16 protein-coding genes are annotated in these 14,544 nt (G+C 58.1%); 6 read left to right on the top strand and 10 right to left on the bottom strand.

Going from position 1 to position 14,544, the window contains the following annotated elements; genetic code table 11:
• The coding region (locus ACI77I_RS27760; protein WP_406999367.1) for a phage/plasmid replication protein at positions 1-344 on the bottom strand (344 nt) is incomplete at its 3' end.
• A 132-nt stretch (positions 345-476) separates the two neighbouring features.
• On the opposite strand from ACI77I_RS27760, the gene ACI77I_RS27765 reads away from it, so the two are divergent.
• Positions 477-833: a helix-turn-helix domain-containing protein gene (locus tag ACI77I_RS27765; protein WP_406999369.1), complete on the top strand. Its 357-nt coding sequence runs from the start codon at positions 477-479 to the stop codon at positions 831-833.
• Positions 834-952: 119 nt separating this feature from the next.
• Positions 953-1,252, top strand: coding sequence for a hypothetical protein (locus ACI77I_RS27770; RefSeq protein WP_406999371.1), 300 nt, complete (start codon positions 953-955; stop codon positions 1,250-1,252).
• A 285-nt stretch (positions 1,253-1,537) separates the two neighbouring features.
• Here the strand turns inward: ACI77I_RS27770 and ACI77I_RS27775 are convergent, their stop codons facing one another.
• The 3 genes from ACI77I_RS27775 to deoC all read right to left on the bottom strand — a co-directional run bounded on the left by ACI77I_RS27775 (position 1,538) and on the right by deoC (position 4,009).
• Complete coding sequence (locus ACI77I_RS27775) at positions 1,538-1,804, bottom strand: hypothetical protein (RefSeq protein ID WP_406999373.1); 267 nt, start codon at positions 1,802-1,804, stop codon at positions 1,538-1,540.
• Positions 1,805-2,705: 901 nt separating this feature from the next.
• The gene (locus ACI77I_RS27780) at positions 2,706-3,134 is read right to left on the bottom strand and encodes a hypothetical protein (protein ID WP_406999375.1); all 429 of its coding nucleotides are present in this window, start codon (positions 3,132-3,134) and stop codon (positions 2,706-2,708) included.
• A gap of 191 nt (positions 3,135-3,325) precedes the next feature.
• Entirely contained in the window at positions 3,326-4,009 is a 684-nt protein-coding gene (deoC, locus tag ACI77I_RS27785; RefSeq protein WP_242149501.1) for a deoxyribose-phosphate aldolase, read from the bottom strand.
• Between the two features lie 128 nt (positions 4,010-4,137).
• Between deoC and deoR the strand changes: the two genes are divergently transcribed.
• Positions 4,138-4,896: a DNA-binding transcriptional repressor DeoR gene (gene deoR, locus ACI77I_RS27790; protein ID WP_406999377.1), complete on the top strand. Its 759-nt coding sequence runs from the start codon at positions 4,138-4,140 to the stop codon at positions 4,894-4,896.
• Here the strand turns inward: deoR and ACI77I_RS27795 are convergent.
• Genes ACI77I_RS27795 through rbsK form a run of 3 tightly spaced genes read right to left on the bottom strand, consistent with a single transcriptional unit; the run spans position 4,893 to position 8,210 of the window.
• Positions 4,893-5,933, bottom strand: a complete 1,041-nt coding sequence (locus ACI77I_RS27795) for an aldose 1-epimerase family protein (RefSeq protein ID WP_406999379.1) — start codon at positions 5,931-5,933, stop codon at positions 4,893-4,895. The genes deoR and ACI77I_RS27795 overlap by 4 nt on opposite strands.
• Positions 5,930-7,261 carry an L-fucose:H+ symporter permease gene (fucP, locus tag ACI77I_RS27800; RefSeq protein WP_406999381.1) on the bottom strand — a complete coding sequence of 444 codons (1,332 nt, stop codon included), beginning with the start codon at positions 7,259-7,261 and terminating at the stop codon, positions 5,930-5,932. The genes ACI77I_RS27795 and fucP overlap by 4 nt, the downstream gene beginning before the upstream one ends.
• A gap of 28 nt (positions 7,262-7,289) precedes the next feature.
• A complete protein-coding gene (gene rbsK / locus ACI77I_RS27805; RefSeq protein WP_242149508.1) occupies positions 7,290-8,210 on the bottom strand; it encodes a ribokinase in 921 nt (306 codons plus the stop codon).
• 260 nt (positions 8,211-8,470) lie between these two features.
• On the opposite strand from rbsK, the gene ACI77I_RS27810 reads away from it, so the two are divergent.
• A complete protein-coding gene (locus tag ACI77I_RS27810) occupies positions 8,471-9,676 on the top strand; it encodes a multidrug effflux MFS transporter (RefSeq protein WP_406999383.1) in 1,206 nt (401 codons plus the stop codon).
• Positions 9,677-9,685: 9 nt separating this feature from the next.
• Here the strand turns inward: ACI77I_RS27810 and ACI77I_RS27815 are convergent, their stop codons facing one another.
• Positions 9,686-10,294, bottom strand: a complete 609-nt coding sequence (locus ACI77I_RS27815) for a LysE family translocator (protein ID WP_406999385.1) — start codon at positions 10,292-10,294, stop codon at positions 9,686-9,688.
• 115 nt (positions 10,295-10,409) lie between these two features.
• Between ACI77I_RS27815 and ACI77I_RS27820 the strand changes: the two genes are divergently transcribed.
• Both ACI77I_RS27820 and ACI77I_RS27825 read left to right on the top strand, forming a co-directional pair.
• Positions 10,410-11,321, top strand: coding sequence for a LysR substrate-binding domain-containing protein (locus ACI77I_RS27820; RefSeq protein WP_406999387.1), 912 nt, complete (start codon positions 10,410-10,412; stop codon positions 11,319-11,321).
• A 95-nt stretch (positions 11,322-11,416) separates the two neighbouring features.
• The gene (locus tag ACI77I_RS27825) at positions 11,417-12,274 is read left to right on the top strand and encodes a glucose 1-dehydrogenase (protein WP_094952603.1); all 858 of its coding nucleotides are present in this window, start codon (positions 11,417-11,419) and stop codon (positions 12,272-12,274) included.
• Between the two features lie 421 nt (positions 12,275-12,695).
• On the opposite strand, the gene xerC is transcribed toward ACI77I_RS27825, so the two are convergent.
• Together xerC and ACI77I_RS27835 are read right to left on the bottom strand one after the other, a co-directional pair.
• Positions 12,696-13,610 carry a tyrosine recombinase XerC gene (xerC, locus tag ACI77I_RS27830; protein ID WP_242149519.1) on the bottom strand — a complete coding sequence of 305 codons (915 nt, stop codon included), beginning with the start codon at positions 13,608-13,610 and terminating at the stop codon, positions 12,696-12,698.
• 108 nt (positions 13,611-13,718) lie between these two features.
• Positions 13,719-14,537 carry a M949_RS01915 family surface polysaccharide biosynthesis protein gene (locus ACI77I_RS27835; RefSeq protein WP_406999390.1) on the bottom strand — a complete coding sequence of 273 codons (819 nt, stop codon included), beginning with the start codon at positions 14,535-14,537 and terminating at the stop codon, positions 13,719-13,721.
• Positions 14,538-14,544 lie beyond the last annotated feature (7 nt).

Here is a 14,544-nt window from a genome sequence, read left to right on the forward strand (position 1 = left end):
CCTGAAACACCCTGGCGAATATCAAGTCGGGTGCAACGGGTAAAGCCGGGAAGACCGTACTCACGCAGCAACCCGTTGTAGACCGAAACACATTGTTCGATGGTCGCGTGTCCAAAAAGGTTGTCCAACCGCCCTACCCGACTAGGATTTCCCTCAACTCGGATTTTTCGGCCCTGAATATGGATCGTGACCGAGGTGGAGAAACTACCCTCATGCTTGAAACGAGGCCGACTAGTGCTCAAAATTTGATCGGTATTCTCGTCAACCGTCAGGTGCACGATGTTGCCAACGATCGGTAGATCGTGGTCATGCTCCTGCGAAATCGTGAGCCAATCGATGAACATGTGAAATCCTGTCAATATCTGTATTCCAATACAGAAGTGGCAGGATTATGAGACTATCGAATACTCAAATGCAAGCAGAAATGTACCGATATATAGATACTGTATGTTTAAACAGTTAATACGATGGAAAACATGAGCAACCACGCAGGCAGCAGAGCCATGACCATCGGAACAAATCTGAAACGGTATAGGGAAGCCAAAGGGTTAACCCAGCAGGCCGTTTGGGAGGCTGCGGGGATTAGTAAGTCGAGCTACACCTCTTACGAAGCAGGTCGCGGAATTCCATCAGCTGACAAGGTAGTAAGCCTTGCCCACGTACTGGGAACAACCACAGATGAGCTGTTACTAGACCCATCGGAGATGGTTGTATCCCAAGACATGCTGCCTATTTTTCGAAGGTTTGAAGCTTTGCCTGTAGATATCCGAAATCAAGCCAAAATTGCCTTGAAAGGTGTGCTTTTCGGGTATGAGCAAGAAGCTCTAAGATAGAAAAAAGCAGGTCGCATGAAAGCTGGAAAGTATGGAAAACCATACCAAAGTGGGGGTGTAACAGCACCCCCACCCGGCTCGACCAAGCAATCATCCATTTTTCTGAAGCAAGGAACAGCATGCCAACTACGTCAAACCATCCGCTGCTTAAGTTTCTGGCCAACCTGCCGCAATTTTTCACGGCCCTGCGGGAAGGCGGCGTGATAGATATGCGCTCCGGAGCCTTTATCTCTAAACATGATGGTGGTGATGAGCCTAAGCACCGTGACACCCTCAAACTGCGATGGCCAGGGCAAGAAACTGGCGTCTGTGCCGTCGTAGACGGGGAGAAATACGGACGGCTGCAGGTCAAGGAAGCGGTTCTATTGGGTGCAAACGAAGCTGATTTGCTTCGACAATTAGAAGAAGCTTTGAGCTGACCTCCGGGACCTAATCTACGATGGCGTCTGCTCATCACGGGACCGCGCAAGCTGCGCGATAAAGCCGGGATAGAGCCTTTGGCAAATCAAGGCGCGATGAGACACCATAGCGACTAAAGACAATTTGAACGCGAGGAAAAACCCCAGGGCTCTCAGGAACGCTGGGGTTTTTCTTTGGGCGATAAACCGGCCCGCGTTGCGGGGTATCGGCGCCGGTGTCACAACGCACTGGTGAAGATCTGCGAAGCGCCTAATGCCCTACGGGCAGGTCGAGGTAAGACGAAACTACGAGGGGTCGGAGAAAATATCGCCCTGGCCGGCAAGCTCGGAAATCTGACGGCAGACATTGTTCAGCGACTTCATTGTCAGTTGCATATGCGAAAGCTGGTCGCGAAGTTGAGAAATTTCGAGCTGCTGACGTTTAACCTGAGAGACAAGGCCGGGGTATCTCTGAGCAGCAACAAGAACCGCCTTGGATGCCGTTCGGGTACCGGTTTCAGGCTTAAGAGCCTCGGCTAGGTCATCTGGAAAATCAGCGATTTTGACTAACATTTTGGTACCACTCCATTTAACCAGGTGAAGTGCCTGGACGAGCTAATGGTACCAAAGCTGATCGAGAGAAAACAGAATTAGGTACCAAAACACGCTGCTGCAGATTTATCCCGAGAGAGAAATGGTACCGGGAGATAGCCGGAATGTTTCCCTATATGGTCAGAGAAAAGAATCGATTTTCGCGCGCGAGAAAATACGTAGCCGGAATCCTTCCCCATTAGATCCCGCTCAAAGCCTTTATTTTCGCGGGCGAGAAAATGCATAGCCGGAATCTTTCCCTGTTAGATCGAAGGGAAGCGTTGATTTTCGCGGGCGAGAAAAAGTACAGCCGGAATCTCTCCCCTTTTAAAAAAGGATGAGATCAAAGATCAAGGATGGAGCGACAAGCGTCCTGCAGCACAGCCAACCGAGCATCGAGGTCAGCAGATTCAGCATCGAGCTGCTGCAGCCTGGATCGGGCCTTACGAAGCTCGGAAACGACCTTTGGATAATCATCCAAAACGTAACAGACAGCATCGAGCGGATCACGAGAAGGCGCATAGAGGGTGGCCGTTTTGACCAAGTGCGTGGGCAGATCGAGGGGGCTTCGCATAATCGACGTTACATTAAACCAGCCGCGGGGCCAGGGCCAGTATCCGCAGCAGGCTCAACGTAACGTCAGTCCATTATGCGTAATATCATGTTACGTAATCAGGGCCAGTCCTCGTCAGATTTCAATAGGCAAACCCCTGTTGGCTTAACTCCTCGGTGATAACGACCTGGGCAAATCAGGTCGCGAAATGGCACCGCGTGGATTGCGCGTTATGAACGCGAAGAAAAACCCCAGGGCTCTCACGAACGTTGGGGTTTTCTTTTGCGTAAATAACCAGCCACTGGCCCTTAGGTCATACGACTTTTACGGCTAGTCAGCACACCGCTCACCAACACTATGGTGAACGCGATAACGTTGCCCGTCGTAACGCATTACTGGAAAACAAAAGCCCGGGCCGCCAACCTCGACATCAGGCCAACCATCACTGCCTTTGCTGGCGAGAAACTCAGCAAAGCCGCTTTCGTTGAGCATGAGTTTCCAGTCGCCGTCAGGCTGCTGACTGACCAGATAAAATCCAGTACCTGTCTGCCCATAACAGGAACTGCTGCCTTCGGTAATCAACGCATCCGGCCGGCCGTCACCGTTCAGGTCCTTAACCTGCTCGATGGTTGCCGGCGTGTAGCTACCGGTTTCCTCGATTTCGCACTCCGACGCCTCTTGGTTAAATCCAGCAGTGCGCAATGCCTTTATCTGCTCGCTACGCGGTAGTTCATCCGCCAGCGCCGTAGTACTGATCACGAAACACGCCACCCAAAGACCTAACGTAAACCTTCTCAGCATAGAGACCGTCCCTTTATGGCGCCCGCCGGTTTTAAGTATCGCGCATGTACCCAGATAAGGGTCAAAGATGAGTGAGCCCTGCCCTTGCAATATATCTGTATATCATAACTAAACTAAATGTCTATTTAGTTTAGTTATAATTAGGCGCATCAATAACCACTGGCCGCCGTCATCACTCCACCCACAATCGCAATCCCCGAGCTGCTGCCCAAGCGCGTCGCCCCGGCCTCAATCATCTTCATCGCCGTCGGATAATCACGCACGCCACCGGACGCCTTGACCCCAACGCCCGCGCCCACTGTTTTGCGCATCAGTGCAACGTCCTCAACGGTAGCGCCACTTTTGCTGAACCCTGTGGAGGTCTTGACGAATGCCACGCCCAAATCCCGGCAGATTTCACACGCCTGGACTTTCTGCTCGTCGCTCAGCAGGCAGGTTTCCAGGATGACCTTCAACGGCACTGCGCCGCAGGCTTTGTGGACCCAGTTGATGTCTTCGCGTACCGCGTCTAGCAAGCCCTCCTTCAGCCAGCCGATGTTGAGCACCATGTCGATCTCCCCTGCCCCGGCGGCAATCGCCCGTTCGGCTTCAAACGCCTTGGTGTCGCTCAAGCCGGCGCCGAGTGGGAAGCCCACTACCGCACAAATCACCACGGTCTTGTCGCTCAGGCACGAAGCGGCGTAAGGCACTTGCCCGGAGTTCAGGCACACCGAATAAAAACCGTGCTGCATGGCTTCCTCGCACAAGGTGCGAATCTGCTCACGGGAGGCGTCGGGCGCCAGCAAGGTGTGATCGATGTACTTGGCCAATGCTGCGGGTTGAAGTGTATTCATTTAACGTGCCCTTGCCTGTATGTTGCCAATGATTGTGGTGCGCTTGTCACAGCGCCCACATTAATACGTTACAATAATATCATTAAATGTTACTTATCTAACACAAACAATCAAGCCCTGGAATACGCGTGGACAGTAAAAAAGCCGAGCGACTCAAGCTAATCCAACAAGCTTTGCAGGACCAGAACGCCATTCACCTGCGGGAAATGGCGGCACTGCTGGACGTTTCCGAGATGACCCTGCGCCGCGACCTCAACCACTTCACCGAGCATGTGCGTCTGCTAGGCGGCTACATCACCCGCGTCGGCACTGAGGTCAGCGATTACCGCGTAGCCGACCAGGACACGCGCCACGTCGAGGAAAAACGCCGCATCGGCAAACTCGCCGCCCGGCTGGTACAACCCGGTGACACGGTGTTTTTCGACTGCGGCACCACCTCGCCCTTTGTGATTGATTTCATCCCTGATGAGCTGGAGTTCACCGCCGTGTGCAGCTCGTTGAACGTGCTGCTCAGGCTGCAGAACAAGCCCAACTGTCACATCGTGTTGTGCGGCGGCACCTTTCACCGCAAGAACCAGGTGTTTGAAAGCAGCGCCGAAAGCAGCATCCTCGACAGCGTGCGCCTGACGTGGGCTTTTGTGACCGCCGCCGGCGTCAGCCAGGAATTCGGCGTGACGTGCTTCAACTTCAATGAAGTCGAGGTCAAGCAAAAGGTCCTGCGCCAGGCCCAGCAGCGTGTGCTGCTCGCCGACTTCAGCAAGTTCGACACTGTGCGCACCGCGCATTTCGCAGCCCTGGAAGACTTTCACTACGTGGTCAGCGACAAGAAAATCCCCCGCGGCTACAAAGACCTCATCGAGGCCAGCGGCGCGCAACTGCTGGTTTAACCCAGCAACTTGTGCCGCTCTTGGGCGTTCAAGTAGCCGGTGGTCACGCTGAACGAGGCGCTGACCCCGGCCGCCAGCGAACGCACGTGACCTTTGGCTTTTTCCGCGTTATAGCCTTCGGGTTCGCAGGTTGATGGCAGCACGAACGCGGCCACTTGCTGATCCGCTGAGTGCAGGATCCAGCGTGCGGCGTGCTCGAATTGCTCGGGGCGATAACGGGTGTAGAACGCAGCACCATCGGGGTGATCGAGCAAGAAGTGCGCGTGGCCGGTGGCGTCAGTGCCAACCTCGTCGAAGAAAAACACGATTTCTGGATCGTACAGCGCCGGCCGCTCCAGGCACGCCAGCTGAGCGGGATGCTCAGCGAGTTGCGCCATGTAGGCGCTCCAGTCCGGCGTCGGCTTGACGTGGTCCGGCACACTGGTGCGCAGGCGCTGCATGCCCAGCGGCTCGACAAACCTGGCACCGGCCACATAGGCGTAGTTCATGTGAGCCATGTACATCAGGTCCATGGGTTTGCCAGCCAGGTTCGTCACGTCCATGTCGATATCGAATAACGCCGAATCGGCGCGCAGCGTGACGCTCGGGCACGCCCGGTAGCGATCGCCGAAGCCCTTGGCGTATTGGTACGAGCCGCCCAGGCGCACAAAGCCCTCGCCGATTTCCAGCCAGGCGGTGTCCATTGGCGCGCAAGGCATCTCGCCGTGCAACGCATGAGTGTCATCCGGCGCCGGGCAGCCGTTGCGCAGCAGGCCACTGTGAAACATGAAGCAGCCGTAAGTATCGATCACCGTCGGGCTGGGCTTTGGCTGCTCGAACAGGTTCGTCATGGTCAGGTCGCAGCCGTCGAACACGGCCGACCAGATCATCTGCCCTTGATACGGCAGCACGACCAAACGTCCACGGCAGCTCTCCAGGCTCACGGCCAGCACGCCGGACGGATAGGTCCAGGCACTGACCTTGAAATCCTCAGACTGCAACAGGATCTTTTCCTGTTCGGCAAATATGGCGCGATACAGCGGGATGCACGTGTTCATGAGACCACCGCCGCGGCCGCGCTGGAGGGTGATGTGTCTGACTGGCGCAGGCATTTGACCGCATACATCACAATCACGATAAAGCACAGCAACGGCACGCTGTAGGCCAACTGCATGTTGCCACCGCTGGCGTCGGACAACAGGCCTTGGAAGATCGGAATCACCCCGCCACCGACGATACTCATCACCAGCAAGGAACCACCGACACCGGTGTCTTCACCCAAGCCATCGATGGTCAGGCCGTAAATGGTCGGCCAGCACGGGCCGAGAAAAATACTCACACCCACCGCTGCATATACCGCCGAAATGTTCGGCACCAGAATGGTGTAGGCCAGCAGCACAATGCACAGCACACCGTAGATCGCCAAGACCTTGGCCGGGTGCAGGCGGCGCATCAGCAGGTTGGCGATCAACTTGCCGACAAAGTACGCGGCAAAGGTGGTCATCAGGAACCATGATGCACTGCGCTCATTCATGCCGCCCATTTGCATGGCCAACCGAATGGTGAAACTCCACACGCCGACCTGCGCGCCCACATACAGAAACTGCGCGAGTACGCCGAAAGTAAAACGCGGGTTGCGCCACAACCGCCCCAGGCTTTTACGCAAGCTACCGGACTTGTTGTCGACGGGCTTGTTGCCCTTGCAGGCGGGGAAACGGGTGATCGCGATCAGGATAAACATCAGCACCAGCACCGCGATCATCCACTTATAAGGCAGCAGCGTGGACTGGATCATTTGCAACTGCTGCACCGCCGCATCCGTGGCGCTCATCTGTGTCAGTTGCTCGGTGGTGGCATCGGTGTCCTTGAACATCACGAAGCTGCCCACGTAAACCCCAGCCATGGCGCCGAACGGGTGAAAGGTCTGCGAGATGTTCAAGCGCCGCGTCCCGGTTTCCCGTGGGCCCATCAGCGTCGAGTAGGTGTTGCAGGCGGTTTCGAGGAACGACAGGCCGGCGGCAATCACAAACAGCGCGAGCAAAAACATGCCGTACTTGGCCGTAGACGCTGCGGGGAAAAACAGCAGGCAACCGAACATGTACAACAACAGGCCAATCAGAATCGTGCTTTTGTAGCTCAAGCGGCGCACCACCATGGCGGCCGGGATCGCCACAAAAAAGTAGCCCAGGTAAAACGCCGACTGCACAAAGGCGGTCTGGAAATCGCTGAGCAAAAACGCTTTCTTGAAATGGGCGATCAGCACGTCATTCATGCTCGCCGCCGCGGCCCACAACGCGAAGATGCTGCACAGCAGGATAAAGGCGAACCACGGCGTGCGGTTCAGGTAAAAACCATCGGGTGTCTGTTGCAGCGCAGGTTTGTTCATTATTGTTCTCCGGGCTGAATTGATGGGTTTAGCGCTGTTGTTGGAAGCGCGCGAACGCTTCGCTGTCGGGATAGGAGGTTTGCGTACCCAGCGCCGTTACCGAGCACGCGGAATACGCCACGGCCTGCTCCATGGCCTGGCGAATGCTGCCGTCGCGGTTCCAGTGCTGAATGAAGCAACCGATAAAGGCGTCACCGGCGCCGGTGGTGTCACGGGCCACAACGCGCTGGCCCGGCACCTGGAACTCGCCCTCCTCGCCCACATATAACGCGCCCTGCTCGCCAAGGGTGACGATCACATGGCGGATGCCGCTGGCCACCAGCGTGCGTGCGGCAGCGCGAGCCGAGTCTGACGAGTCCACGGTAAGGCCGGTGATCAACGCCAGTTCCGATTCGTTGGGGATCAGGAAATCCAGCTTCGCCAAGTGCTCAGCGCTTAAGCCCGCCAGGGCCGGTGCCGGATTCAGCAGCACGGCGATGCCATGCCGGTGCGCAAACTCGATGGCGTAGTAGACCGTCTCCAGGTTGATCTCCAGCTGCAGCACAATCAGCGTGCAGCCACGCAGGTCGGCTGCTGCGGCATCGATGTCCGCCGGCGACAAATGCGCATTGGCGCCTTTGACGATCAAAATGCTGTTGTGGGAATCGGCACGCACAAAAATCGGCGCTACGCCGCTGGAGACGCCAGGCACCCGCTGCACATAACGGGTGTCGATGCCAAAGCGCTGGAAGTTGGCCAGGGTGTTGTCGGCAAACATGTCGTCGCCGACCTTGCTCAGCATCAATACATCCGCCCCAAGCTTGGCTGCCGCCACCGCCTGGTTGGCGCCTTTGCCGCCGCATCCCAGGGCAAATCCCGGTGCTTCCAGGGTTTCGCCCTGGGCTGGCATGCGGTCAATGTAGGTAATCAAATCCACCATATTGCTGCCGATGACTGCGATCTTGCTCATTGCTATTCCACCTTGTTGCGTCACGGCCAGGCAGGTCGTGATGCTCTTATTCTGTTATTTAAATAACATTTAGTGTGAATATTCAATCTTTTTCTGCGCGGAGAGATCGACGGACGACGTAGGACGCTTTCGCTGCCAAACAAAACCTCAGCCGCCAGCTTTCAAGCGCTAAAAATGTAGCGGCTGTGTAAACGCCACCTTGTAACCCCACGGGCCGCTCTCTAAGCTGGCCGGTCTTTCGCCGTAACCCGGAACACCCCATGTCTCGAAGCATCGCCCACCTCGCCTTATTGCTGGGGTTGATCACCGCCATCGGCCCTTTCGCCATCGACAGCTACCTGCCCGCCCTGCCCACCTTGGGTGCCAGCCTGCACGCCTCGCCGGCGGCGGTGCAGATGAGCCTCACGGTGTTCTTCATGATCATCGGCGTGTGCCAGCTGTTCTACGGCCCGATCAGCGATGTGTACGGTCGCAAGCCGCCGATCTATCTCGGCCTGGTGATATTCGCCGTGGCCAGCGTCGGCTGTGCACTGGCCCCCACTATTGAAGTGCTGATTGGGTTTCGGGCCCTGCAAGCGTTCGGCGCCTGTGCCGGCATGGTCATTCCGCGGGCGATCGTTCGCGACCTGTACACCGGCCATGAGGCCGCGCGCCTGATGGCCCTGCTGATGCTGGTGATGAGTGTGTCGCCGATCCTGGCGCCCTTGGCCGGCAGCGTGGTGATTTCACTCTGGAGCTGGCGCGAAGTGTTCGCGGCACTGGCGGTCGTGTCCGTGCTGTGCCTGGTGATGACCATTGTGCAATTGCCGGAAACCCACCCGGCCGAGCGCCGCTTGGGCAAGACCCTGGGCAACGCCATCGGCAGTTACGGCGCGCTGTTGCGCGACCCGGTATTTATCGGTTTAGCGGTGGTCAGCGGCTTCGGCCTGGCCACCTTCTTCGTGTTTATCGGCAGCGCGCCGTTCGTGTACATCGAATACTTCGGCCTGACACCCACACAATTCAGCCTGTGCTTTGCGCTGAATGCCGCCTCGTTTTTCGCTATGAGCCAAATGACCGCACGCCTGAGCGCGCGCTTTGGCCTGGCGCCGGTGATTCGTTGGTCGGTGATGGCTGTCGCGGCCGTCATGGTCTTGCTGGCAGCCACCACGCTGTGGGGCAACCACTTGGCGGTGATGATGACGATGCTGTTTATCGGCTTCGGTTTCCTCGGCCTGCTGTTGCCGGCGGCCGGCGTGTTGTCCCTGGAAGACCACGGCGCCGTGGCCGGTGCTGCCTCGGCACTGCTGGGTGCGATCCAGATGATTACCGCCGCCGTGTCGATGACATTGGTTGGGCTGTACGCCGACCATACGCCCGCACCAATGCTGGTTGGCATTGCGCTGTGTGCAGTCGCCGCGATGCTGACCGCCTTCTGGACACTGCGCAGTTTGCCGGCGCATCTGCAACCTGCGCCGCGCACCTGATGCGCAGCATCAACCCAGCAACGCCGGCCCTGAATGCACAAGGCCAATCAGGGCCACGGCCAGCAGCACCAGGCACGCCACGCGATTGATACCGACGCGGTATTTCAGCGCGAACGCCTGGCGCGCGACAGCGATGTAGCCTGCCAGCACCACAAAGTCGATCAGCACCCACAGCCCGGTCAACCACGCCACGCTGGCACTGAATGAGTCAGCCACGTGGATGAATTGGGGGAAGAAGGCGACAAAGAAAATGATGTCCTTGGGGTTGGAAATGCCCACCAGGAAACCGGTGCCGACCCCGCTGCGCGATCGTCCGGCCTTGGTGCCCTGCCCAGGTGGGCTACGCAGCCCCTGGATCGCCAAGTGCAGGATAAACAGGCAGCCTAAGAAGCTGATCCCACTGAGCAACCTTGGGCTCACGGAAAAACTCCCCGACAAAATCAGCACCGCCAGCAGCGCCAAGATCAACGATGCCAGGTTGGTGCCTGCGGCTGTCCACAACGCGCGCCGGCTGCCAGCTTGCAGGCTGGTGTTGATGATCAGCGCCACCACCGGGCCGGGCGTGACGATCAACGCCACTACGCTGAAGACATAAATTAGAAGTAACGAGGTATTCATCGAGCCAGTGCGCCTTATTGGGTTCAGGGGCTGGCAGCGTGCGCCAGGCGACGCGCGTTGAAAAACGTAAAAGCCTGTGCCCTACTATGAGTATTAATCACAATGACAAGCCCCCATGGCCGAACGACTCCCCCCGCTGTATGCCCTGCGCGCCTTTGAAATAGCGGCTCGCACCTCCTCGTTTACACGTGCGGCGCAAGAACTGTCATTGACTCAAAGTGCGATTAGCCGCCACATCAAAACCCTGGAAGGCATCCTCGATTGCCGTTTGTTCGAGCGCCACGGGCCACGGCTGGAATTGACCGTCGCCGGCGAACGGCTTGCGCAGGAACTCAAGGTTGGCTTTCGCATCATCGAGCAAGCGTGCGCACCCTTCCGGGCCGGCACCGGCGATCTGCGCTTGAAGGCGCCGTCGACGCTGACCATGCGCTGGCTGCTGCACGCCCTGGACGAACTCAAGCTCAGCGCGCCTGAACTGGCTATCCAACTGGCGAGTGTCTGGATGGATTTTGACAGCGTGGACTTCTACGCCGAGCCTTACGACTGCGCGATTTTGCTTGGCAACGGTCAGTTCGGCTCGGAGGTGCAGACGCACAAACTGTTCGATGAATGGCTGATCCCGATCTGCGCGCCCGGTTGGGTGGGTACTGAGCTGGCCGATACCGAACTGGTCCATCCTACCCCTGACCGCCGCGACTGGCGACGCTGGCTGGCGGCCCAGCCACTTGATGCACGCGTCAACCTCGACCGCGGCAAAGTCTTTGACACGCTCGATCAGGCGATCTCGGCCGCCATGCGCGGCCACGGCGTTTCAATTGGCGACCTGCACCTGGTGGCCAAAGATGTACGCGACGGCCTGATCAAGCTGCCCTACGCCACCGCCGTGGCCTCCGGCGACGCTTACTACCTGGTGTGGCCCAAATCGAGCCGGCACGGCCCCAAACTGCGTGAACTGTGCGAGTGCCTGACACGACTAGTCCCAGCGCTAGACTTGCCAGGCCTTGAGTTCCTGCCTGCGGGCCACTGACACCATTCGTCGGGCGTGCCGCACATTCGCTACAACTATCGCCGCCGGCAAAACTACTAACTCCATAGCACCCTTGAACCGTTATGGAGACTCAGATGACTGACTACCCTCGCCCACCTTTCGCCCCTCAAGCCCAGTCGGTGCCCGGTTCGCAGAAGAAAATGGACCCCTACCCCGACTGCGGCGAAAAGAGCTACAAAGGTTCCGGTCGGTTGGCTAACAAGATCGCCCTGATTACCGGCGCCGACAGCGGCATTGGCCGCGCGGTCGCCATTGCGTTTGCCCGTGAAGGTGCCGACGTGGCCATCGCCTACCTGGACGAGCACGACGACGCCAAGGAAACCGCGCGCTGGGTCGAAGAAGCCGGCCGCCAATGCCTGCTGCTGCCGGGCGATATTGCGCAAAAAACCACCTGCCAGGCGCTGGTGGACAAGACCGTCGAACAGTTCGGCCGCATTGACGTGCTGGTCAACAACGCCGCGTTCCAGATGACCCACGAAACCCTCGAAGAGATCGAAGATGAAGAATGGGTGAAAACCTTCGATATCAACATTACGGCGATGTTTCGCCTCTGCAAAGCCGCCCTGCCCCATATGAAAGCCGGCAGCTCGATCATCAACACCAGTTCGGTCAATTCGGACATGCCCAAGCCCACGCTGCTGGCGTATGCCGCCACCAAGGGCGCCATCGCCAACTTCACCGGCGGCCTGGCGCAACTGCTCGCCAGCAAGGGCATCCGCGTCAACAGCGTCGCGCCGGGCCCAATCTGGACGCCGCTGATCGTAGCGACCATGACCGACGAAGACGTCAAGAGTTTCGGCAGCGAAACGCCGCTGGGGCGTCCCGGCCAACCGGTGGAAGTGGCGCCGATCTATGTGCTGCTGGCCTCGGATGAAGCCAGCTACATTTCGGGTTCGCGCTATGGGGTGACTGGCGGCAAACCGATCCTATAAGCCTCACACACAGTCGAATGTGGGTGCTGGCGTGCCGGTGATGGCAGTTATGCCTGATAAACCGAGGTGTTTGCATCGCAGCGGTGCGGCGATCCGACAAGCCAGCTCCCACAGAAAAGCAGCTCTTCTTCTGCTCTGTTTTTGCCCTGCTTTTGCTTCTACCACTCAGGTCGGCTACTAGGCCGCCGTGCTGTAGATTTTGATCTTGATCTGACAGGCCCCGTTAACCACGATGGCCGCACGCCGAGCCTAAGCGAGGCACCGAGTGGTGGGGCAAAGCGTTTTTTGGTTACTTTTTTAGGCGTTTGTAAAAAAGTGACTCGCTGTAAGAGCGAAACCCTAGGTGGCCGTTACCGCAGCAATGGATATGCACTCAATCCGCCTAAACCCGTCAAAGGCTCGGCGCAAGTGCTACCCGACACTACAAATCAAACCGATCCACCGCCCGCCGCCGCTCATTGTCGTCGCGCACGTCATAACTGGCAGTGGTCTGGATATTGGTGTGGTGCGCCAGTTTCTGCGCAATCGACAGGTCATGTTCTTCAATCACCCGAGTGATGAAGGACCGCCGAAAGTCATGCGGCATGATCTTCACGCCTACCTGTTCGCCGCGCTGGCGGGCGATGTAGTAAATCGCGTGCTTGGTGATGCGTTCACGGGTGATATGGCTGCCACGGCGAATGCGGTTGAACAGGAACGTATCGTCCTGCTCGCCGTCCTTGAGCTGTTCGCGACGAAACTCCAGCCACGCCGTGAGCTTTTCAAAGGCCCAAGCCGGCGCATACTTGATCAGCTCCTTATTGCCCTTGCCGGTCACGCGCAAACTGCGCTCTTGGAAGTCGACCTGCGCCAGGTCAAGGTTTACCGACTCCGACTTGCGCATACCCGAACCATACAGAATGCCGATGACCGCCGCATCACGCAGGCCCTGCGGGCGCGGGTCGGCGGCGCAGACTTCCATCATTTCGCGGATCAGCGTGCGGCGCAGGTTACGGCCCTGCCCCAGGCGTGTACCGGGCGCGGCCTTGACCGAGCGCATCTTGAGCAAGTGGTCCTGGCTGATCAGGCTCATGCGCCAAGCTTCGTTCATCACCCCACGCACCGCATTCACATACAGCGATGAAGTGTTCGGCGCATAACCGTCCTCGCGCAAGGCAGCGACCAAGGCAATCACGTGTTCGGGCTGGAGCAAATGCCAGTCGATCTCTTCGAGGTTGATGTCTTCGAAGCCCAGGCGGTCGGCAGCGTCTTGCAGCACGTAGCGCATGGTCAACTGGCTGGAGGGCGCCAGGCGGGTGAGGTAGAGGGTCAGCGGGTTACGGATAGACTCAGTCAAAGTAGATCAGCCTTTGGATTAAATACCTCAAGCAAGCTGTTGTTTAATCGAAGTATTTAGTGAATTGGCGAGGGCCAAGTCTAACGCAGTAGCGGCCCTCACACAAAATCACGGAGCCGACTCGTCATCCTCGGTCGGGTCCTCGGGCTGCGGCTGGGTCTGGGACTGGCTCCACTCGGTGTCTTGCTTGTGCATCAGCGCAAACCAATGCTGGCGCATAAACGCCAGGTAGCTCTCCGGCGCCTTGGCAAAGTCCTTTTCATCGCCATAGCAGCCTGGCAACGGCAACTCAGTGCCCTGCTCCTTGTACTGGCTGACCAGCGCCTGTTGCGCCGCAACGCTGCAATCCTTGGGCAGCGGCATGCCACGCAACGCCCCGGCCTCCTCATCCCACCAGCTCGCGCCGATGCGATCGACACCGCGCAGGCGGTACTTCTGGGACTTGCCCACGTGCATGATCAACTTGAATTCGTTGGGGCTGACATCGCTGGTGCAGGTGCGCGAATAGCCCACGGTGGCCTGGGTGATGCCATCGCCGGCAAGGTCGGTAACCTTAGTCGCCGCCATGTCAAAGCGCAGTGCCGCATCGAATTGGCAATGCTGCACATCGTCATAGAGCATCCATACCCGCTTGGGATGATCGCCGCCCAGCAAATACTGGGCCGCGTAGACAAATGACGACTGGGTGCCGTCATCGTCACGCTCGCTGACCTGTTCGGCGAGTACCAGCAGATTCTTGCCTTGGTGGTCGTCCCAGCTGTAGGCCGCGACTTGTTTACCGCGCACTTCAACGCCTTCCGGCACCTGCTCGACCGTGGTGAGCGCCACCCCATCATCCGCGCGAACGGTCGTGACACAGGCCACAGCCATCCACAATCCCATCAACGCCGGCCGCAACTGGCCGCGTAAAAGCTGCACGCTATTCATCCGAGTA

The sequence above is a fragment of the Pseudomonas sp. D47 genome (assembly GCF_045447305.1).
In the GTDB taxonomy this organism is placed as follows: Bacteria; Pseudomonadota; Gammaproteobacteria; order Pseudomonadales; family Pseudomonadaceae; genus Aquipseudomonas.